Genomic DNA, 8,585 nt, shown 5'->3' on the forward strand with positions numbered 1-8,585 from the left:
GTGCCGCAAAAAGTGAGTGTTTAATAATTCTATCCTTGTCCTCTGGTTTACAGAGGAGAAGGATAGATCAAGAAAACAAGCGTGTTTTTTATCTTCTTCATCAAGAAGGTGTTGCAAAACTCCAACAACTGGTTCCCACGCCCCAGCGTGGAAATACATACCTCCACTGAAAACCCGGCTCTAAAGCTTAGATAAGGTACGGGTTCCCAATCTGGAGCATGGGAGGCAGAGTTATGCGACACCCTCCTTAACAGCCGGTCAATGAACTTGTTAATGGCAAGCAGGGAATTACTCCAGGCAGCGCTTTAAATCTTGCCCGATTCTTTTGCATGTCAACGGATTCCTGGCTTAATTTGCAACTGCACTGGGATTTATAAAACAGCTTAATGCCTGATGTACGGCATCGCCCTGATTGATCAGCTGCCTTTACTCTGAGTTTTCTTAACCAGGTTTGAGACATTATCCGGATTGGCAGCGGTGTTATGGGGAGTCAGAACGGTTGAGGATTGAGGTATAGTCGTCACGATTTGCGAATCTCAATCACCTGACAGTCTGCTGAACCCTGGCTGAATCGTGCCGTCACCCGTTCACCTTCCGTCAGTTGCCCGGCCTCTCGAATAAATTCATCGCCCCTGGCCACAATGCTGTAGCCTCGCGACAGTGTTGCCAGGGGGCTGACGGCATCCAGCATGCCGGTCAGTTGTTTTAAGCGACTTTCTTTCTGCTTTAAAAGTACTTGTATGGATGAATCCAGTTGATTTTTCAGCAGATTCAACTGGCCTTGCAGCCGCTCAATGCGTCTTGAAGGTGAAGACTGCAGGAGCCTGTCGTTGAGTCTCTGGTGCCTTGCAGAATGGAACTGCAGGGCGATGGTCATGGATTGCTGAAGCCGAATGTGCAGATCTTCCAGCCGCTGGTGATGCTCTCTCAGGCGTTCGCCCGGATGACGCAGGCGCAGACTGGTGTTATCGAGCGTCTGGGACAGGACTTGCAGACGATGCTTCATTAAAGCCTGAAGCTTGCGGTTCAGTAAGGCGAGCTTATTGAGAATATCCTGTTGGTCAGGACTGAGCACCTCAGCTGCTGCCGATGGCGTAGGGGCCCGGTAATCGGCGACAAAATCAGCAATGGTAAAATCAATTTCATGGCCCACAGCACTGACCACGGGAACATCGGAAGCTGCTATGGCTCTGGCGACCCTTTCTTCATTGAAAGGCCAGAGGTCTTCCAGTGAGCCACCCCCGCGACCGACAATAAGAACGTCAAACAGCCCGCTGCGATTGGCCATTTCAACGCCTCTGACCAACTCGTTGGCAGCTTCTTTACCCTGGACTGCACTGGGAATGACGGTAATGGGTATGGAGGGGAAACGTCTTCTTAGTACTGCCAGGATGTCGCGGATAGCGGCACCTGTTGGCGAGGTCACGACACCGATATGAGAGGGCAAGGCCGGCAGAGGCTTTTTATGCTCTGAATTGAACAGACCTTCAGTGGCTAATTTGAGCTTAAGCGCCTCAAAAGCACGCTGAAGAGCACCGGCGCCGCCTTCTTCCATATGATCGACAATCAGTTGGTAGTCGCCCCGACCTTCATAGAGACTGACCCGACCTCTGACAATCAGTTGCATGCCTTCAGCCGGAACAAAACGCAGGCTGCGGTTTCGGTTTTTGAACATTGCACAGCGAATCTGGGCATTGGCGTCTTTAAGGGTGAAGTACCAGTGTCCTGAGCCGGGTCGGGCAAGACCGGAAAGTTCGCCTTCAACTCTGACATTTGCGAACCGCGTTTCCAGCATTCGCCGGGTTTGGCTGTTCAGCTCTGTTACCGTCAGAGGGCGCTGATTGTCCGATTGAGCGGGAGTACCCTGCTCAGCATGAAATAAATTATGGCCTTGCATGAGAATGTTGATGCCATGGTGTTTGAGAGAGATAAGGCTGAATAACAATATACTTGATTATCCCCGATCAAACTATACATTCATTAATGTCCGCATCGGGCGTGCCCGTCAAGGCCTTCCTGTTACTCTTGTTGAGTAGATACTGGATAATTGCTTAATGACTTAATAATATTTTGGTTTCCATAACGTCTCAGGTGGAAGTCTGCCCTTTCTTTCTCTCCCAGAAGAAAGGCGGGAGTGATTGATATCCAGTGAAAAAAATCCAGCCAGGGAGCAAGATTTGCATCATATCGTTCGAATGCGGTGCTCATAGCCTTCCGGTTTTCATCATACATAAGCGTTAGATCGGCGGTTGCCAGAAGTGCCAAAAAAACGGCTTTCATTTGTGTATTTTCCTCAATCTTCTTCGTCATTATCTCATTCCAGAACAGATCCTGTTCGTTGTCATAGCTATTATTGAGCGTCTCATAAGCCCATAAATAATAGTGAACCAAGACTGACTTTGTGCGATGTTTTTTCAAAAGAGCACTTCTTATAGCCTCATAATTTGAGTGAGATTCCAGTCGGGGCAGGTTATAAACGAATGCATCAAAAGCGGTATCAGGTTGTGGTGTTTCCTGTAGCACTTCGAACGATGCTGTATATTCATTCCGGCTTAGCCCATAGCTTGCAACACTCTCTGATAGCTGATCAATTTCAGAAACGGTTGCCTCGGATGAAGCATCCAGCATCTCTGATTTACCTAATACAAAAGCCTTTACAAGGCTAAAGTACTTTTTAATGTTCTCTGGTCTGTCATTACTTTTGATTTCATTGTCCAGAAAAATACAATATTGTTTTGGTCTTTTTTTAATGGGAAAACGCCTTGTGTTCTCCAGCGGTTTCAACAGTATGCTTTCAATACTGTCTGGATCAATTATCCTGGGAAATAACGCTTCTTCAACTTCAGGGCCATCATGACTGAACAAAAATTGGAGGTTATGGTGTACGGGGTTCATAAAAAAATGCTTTGCGATCAGTGCTGGCCACCCAGCCTGAGGGATATGCAGAAGATTAAACCGTTCATCAGTAAAGACTCTGATGGCCGCTTCAGCCGCAAAGCGCACACCCAGTAGAGAGCTTGCTATCAAACCGGGCAAAATTTCCGTAACAATCTTACCTGCTTCAATAAAGATCTTTTTCTCTGGTTTTTTGGTCGATGCGTATTGAATAACAGGCTTATAAATCGGGTCTGTTTGCGAGGCTTCGGGGTTCTCACCCTGATAGTACTGATAGTGGTTGGCTAGCCGCATTAACACCAGTGATTCCAGATAGCCACCATAAGGGAAGCCAAGTTCACGAGCTTTGCCGAAATGATCATGTGCGCTGAGCAGGACTCTTTTGCGACCGGTCAATACTATCTGCTTGTGATCAGAACTTATTTCTGCCTCCAGAAGCGTCAATCCAGCCAGGCAGTGAAGCCAGCCTGACATCTTTACTGATAGAATATCCGTTTTATCTTCATATTGTTTTAACGTCTGTTTTAATTTCTGATAGCCAACTTTTCTGGCCTGTTCAATGGCAAGAATAAAAGTACTTTCGTCTCCATCTTTGAACTTTTTCAAGTTGTCATTGTGAAAGACTGCATAGTCTACGAGCTGTGAGTGAAGATTGCGTGCAATTGTATGGAACTTGACTGGCTTGTGCCATACAAAGCTCTGAAGCCAATGGTTTATCTCTTTCCAATCATCTGAGTCACTCTGAAGTTTTCTTGCCTTTTCTGCATTTCCACCGATGAACGTGATGATATGCTGATGAGCCAGCAAAAGAGTGTTGATCCAATACGATGTTTTATCATCGTTAAGCAGTTCAGGAAACAAATCAATTAATTTTGTCAGAAGTTGTAAGTCATGACCAAAATGATGAGCTGTTAAGCGGGCTTGGGCATTCAGGGAAAGGGCTTTAAGATGTGGGAGGTCCGGCTTCACTTCTGTTGGTACACAAACCAGATAAAAAGCAAGTTTTATAAGATCTGCTGTTGCCCGTAGTTCAGGATTAATACCTTTATTAATGTACTCCTTCTGAGCCTGTTTCAGCAATATGGAAATCTCTGACTTTGATTCAAAGGCAAATATAGAAAAGCTAATGATATATACGGATATATCCATACCACTAAAATTCATCAATTCTGTTCGACCAGTAGCGAGATACAGTATCAATCTTAATTTTTCTTTCGTGTTCTCTGTCTCATGCTTTTCCAATATCTGTACCGCTTTCGCTAATGCTGTTTTTGCTGCATCTGCTTTCGCTGTCCCTTCCAATATTAAGGCTTCCAGTCCCAAAATCGCGTCCTTCGGCTTCTTCCACGCAGTCACAGCGTCAGCCTCCGCTATGCTACCTAACCCAGCTGCTCGCGCATACTCTGTTGCTGTCGCTTGTTCAAGTTGTTCGTTTGACAGATGCCGGGCATTTGTAAATGTCTTGCCGATTTGATTCAAAACAGCATCAACGGCGCCATCAGAGCCTTCTACCGGAAGCTGCTCCAGAAACTTTCTAAGTAGACGTATGGAAGGGGTTACCTTACCCGGAATCTTGCTTTTCGGGTTTTTCGCGTAAGTGTCTGCATCAAAGGCCAGTTTAAGTTCGAAAGGCTTTGGAAGCAGCACCAGCCACTTGAGGAATACTCCGGCCAGAACCGATAGATTCGAGTCCCATTCCAATAAAATCTCAATAGACTGTGACACCCCGGAGAATGCAGAGAAATTGGCATTTGTTAATGTGCTGGCAGAATTTTCTTCCACACCCTGTTCAAAAAACAGCAAGAGCATCGGGGCATAAGGGAAGTAATGTTTTTTAGACAATAAAATAGTCTCTTTTATCTTTTTGGCGACGAGTTTGACTATCGGGCTTAGGGACAACTCAATCGTTTTATTATCATCGGCCATTTTGGCTCCCATCATGGCCAGTGCTTTCAGAAAATAGTAATAACCCATTCCCAGTATGTTTGTTGCATGGTCACCATTGATCAGTAAAGTCTTTCTGAATGCAGTGATGTGTTTTTCTACCTGTTGTAAAAAAAAATTCGGGTTTTCCTGAATCAAGACCACTTCCTGAATAATATTGTTATCCAGTTGAAATAAATACTGGTTGTGTACCCGTTCATTGAATGGTTCTGTTGATGGTCGGATGCGTGGCCTTAGCTCTGTTGGTCGTCTGGTTGTGTTTATGGTTCTTTTTTCTTTTTCAGTATTGGTATCGGTTCCAGATGTCAGTTGCGCCGAAGTGGGGGAAGCCGGAACCGGAAACTTTTTGACTTGAATAAAATTCCTTGAAAGCAGCAAAGACCTGGCAAGAATCCAGTCTTTTATTAAGTCGGGTCTGGACTTTTCAATGGCTTTATTGCTTATTTTGTCATGATGCTCATCAAATAGTTTCTTTTCATTTTTGCTGTCTTTGCTCAACGAAGCTTTGAGATAGCTTTCCCAAAAGCCCATTTTCCAAAAGGCTATGAATCTGGGTTGATTATTTTCGAGCAATTGTCCGGTACGCTCGGTATCCATGAATGCTTTCAGGTCAGTCATGGCTAGTACGTGTGGGAAATAAGATATATCAATGAGCGGAGATTTTTTTTTCAAGGCGCCCTTAATTTGCAAAGTGTTGAGGCTGTACGACCAAAGTTCACTGTAAATCTGACCGGCCGCTGGTTCTTTTTTTCTCTCAAGTATCAGTATCAGTGACCCGATGGTTTGTTGCAGCTCCTGATTTCTGGAGCGGATTGCTTTAAGGGCTGTTACTTTAGAGCGGGTATCGGGTTCTCTCAGGGCATTGAGAATGGCCTTCACCTCTTTGCCTCTGCCCGAGAGGTCTGACTCTTTGGCCAACTCCTGTTCAATCTTTGTCAGGGTGGTGATATCCACATCCTGGTAGATCTGCTCGAGAAACCCTTCATTCAATGCCCCTTCAATCTTTATCTGGCTTAAGCTTGTCTCCCTGGAAGCCATGCTGCGTAACAGTCGGTTTACCGGTTCCACCTGGGGCCAGCCCGCCGGATGGTGGTTGTGCAATTGCATTCCAATTAATAATTGGTAGGCAAGCGGTATACCAGCAATGGCTGCCGGTAAAAGTAGCTCGAATGCTTTTTCATAGATCTTAAGTGCTTCCGCCTTTTCGGACGGGAGTTTTTGGTTCAGAATGAACAACGCCTGAACCAGTTGGGCATAGGGGAAGTGGTTCTCATAAGCGGCCTGTTCTAACCCTGTGCGCTGCCGACTGTCGAGGGTGCTAGCCAGATTGATGGTTATGACTGGTTGGTCACTGGATGTATCTGCAGAAGCTCCGGAACAAGCCAGTATCTGCAGGGTTTTTGTTTTTCCATCCTCCAATTGATTTTGCAATGTGTCGAGTTTTGCATCGGGCGCAGGGCTTTCTTCAGAGCTCTGGCAGTGTGGTGTCTTTATTGCCCTGTTCAGCTCACCCGGAAAGTTATGATCCATTTCTCTAATCCAGTTTGATATTTCTATGGATTGAGTCAATGCCGTTTCGAAATCGATTATACTCAAGACTGACTTTTGGGTGGTGGTTTTCTTGTTTCCTTTTTTTGAGCATTCAGCCGAATCAGGTGCTGTGATCTTATTGTGATGAGCTACCGCAGAGCTTTGATCATCAGGGATTGCTTCTAATTTGATATCAACCTTTACTGGCGCAGTTGCAATGTCGCTTATTTCTGGCTTGACCGTTTTTATCCGTTTCTGTTTATTCTTATGGGAATCTAAATCTGAGTCATCTGTTATCGCCTCTTTACCTTCAATGTAAGTAGCGGTAGAAACTGCTCTATCATGTTGGTCGATACCTTTTTGCTCACCCACAGGATTTTTCGCCTTAACACTGCTTTCCTGTTCACTGTCAGGCAGGGGCTTGATATATGGATGCAGAAATTCCGGTAATCTGGATGATTCTGAAAAACTGCTGAGGACTGACTGCTGAATAATGGCCTGAACCTGTTGCTCAGTGTCACTCGCCAGCAAGATTTTTAACACATTTTGAGCATTTTGCACCCGTCGTGTTGAATCAATCCTTGGGTTGGTTTGATCAAGTTGCATGTCCTGCAGCAGTTTTTCAACCAGAGCAGGCAAGTTTGTCATAAGCAGTTTGGAACCTATGGCAAAAGGTTCTACACGCATGAAATCGAAATACCCTTCAGGACCGGCAGAAATATCGATAGACAAAATTCGCCATTTTTTTGTCTTACAACGGGCGAACCCCATTGTTTTTCCTTTGTTTGTATCGGGAAAGCAATTGATCTTTAAGGTGTGCAGTAGCCCTCTGCGCTGTAATTCTTTTGGGTTGGCTAAAACTATGGTGTGAATGTTGTTGCGTCTGACGGTGGTGCCGGGCAGGGCGTCTCTCAGCTTTTCCTCTAACGAGGCTGATATGGTTTCCAGACTTGTAATATCCTCAACTGCCAGGTCAATATCATTGGTAACAGGAACCTTGCCAAGTTCAGTGGGTTTAACTGAAGACGAAAGATGTTGCCATCTGGCTAATCCACCATAGACAAGAGCATCTTCAGTACCAGATATAACTCTCTCTGCTTCTGTATAGGTTTTTCTAAAAACAGGTGCAAGCACCACAAGTGCAGGAATCACATAGCGGATGTCCTGTTTTTTTACTAAAAATGAGCCCTCGGAATAATTTTTTAAATGATCATCCATAGATTGTATCTTGTCGTTTATTGAAGATATGGAGAGATCCGGAGCTATAAAGGGGATATATTTACTGGCAGAGTCTTGCCAGAAAAAAATCACTGCTCCAAGAACGTTTTTACTAATGTAAAATGTGCCATCAGGATTCTCTTTATCGTCGAATGGGTGACAAGCAAGACGTAATGTATTGTAAAAACTGAATAGGTTTTGTCCTTGTTCCCCCTGCATGAATTTATCGGGTGCAGTAAACGCCTGTTTTAGTCCTTCGCTGGCAGATTTTATGGACGCCTTTTTCAGTAGCTCTTCGCTGGCAGAATTTATGGCGTTGTATTGAAGATTTTCCCGGTATAACAAAATGTCTTTTTGCCACTGTGGAAACAGTTCCCATAAAGCATTTTCAGATCGACTGTCTCTCAGCCAGTCACTTTCCTGTTTATTTAAGTGGGAGCTGGTCAGGAAGTGAGTGGACCAAAGGAAGTTGTCACTGTGATGAGACAGTTTTACAGCGTGATGCCCGTAAAACAGGAAGACATAGGCATCTTCGAGACTGTTCAGAGGCTGTTGAGGCGTACGAACATGGTAGCTATGGCAGTGATCTCCTTGAGCATCAGGAACAATGACTTCTATAGAATTTTCCAGAGCTTTTGATGCCAGCACCATGTGTTGAGAGTTTTTCGGATCAAAACCCCGAAGCATCTGGTTGTATAGTGTTTCACCTTCATCATCGGGCAGTTGGCATTGACCGTAAAACGTTTCAAATTGCTCCCTGGATTTGATATCCAGCTGTTCTGAAAGAAATTCCGATATATGGCTCATTCTTTCAGGCCGAAGCCAGGACTTTTTGTAGAAATAAGATAGATGTTCAAGCAAAGATGCCGAGGAGACGCTGTCTGCTGGTGTGACTGGATGATTTCTGTCCGGTGGTGGCTCGTTATCGTCAACACTTTTCCTGCCGTCAGAGTGACTGCTTCGTTCACTTTTCTTGCCGTTTTGTTCGGCTTTTTTTT

At 45.0% G+C, this 8,585-nt stretch carries 2 protein-coding genes; both read right to left on the reverse strand.

The annotated features are described in order from the left end of the window. Window positions 1-520 precede the first annotated feature (520 nt). Complete coding sequence (gene xseA, locus KDK19_RS00590; protein WP_257252384.1) at window positions 521-1,897, reverse strand: exodeoxyribonuclease VII large subunit; 1,377 nt, start codon at window positions 1,895-1,897, stop codon at window positions 521-523. 122 nt (window positions 1,898-2,019) lie between these two features. Next, entirely contained in the window at window positions 2,020-8,394 is a 6,375-nt protein-coding gene (locus KDK19_RS00595) for a hypothetical protein (RefSeq protein WP_257291114.1), read from the reverse strand. Window positions 8,395-8,585: the final 191 nt, after the last annotated feature.

Origin of the sequence: Endozoicomonas sp. ONNA1, assembly GCF_024606325.1 — a bacterium.
Classification (GTDB): domain Bacteria; phylum Pseudomonadota; class Gammaproteobacteria; order Pseudomonadales; family Endozoicomonadaceae; genus Endozoicomonas_A.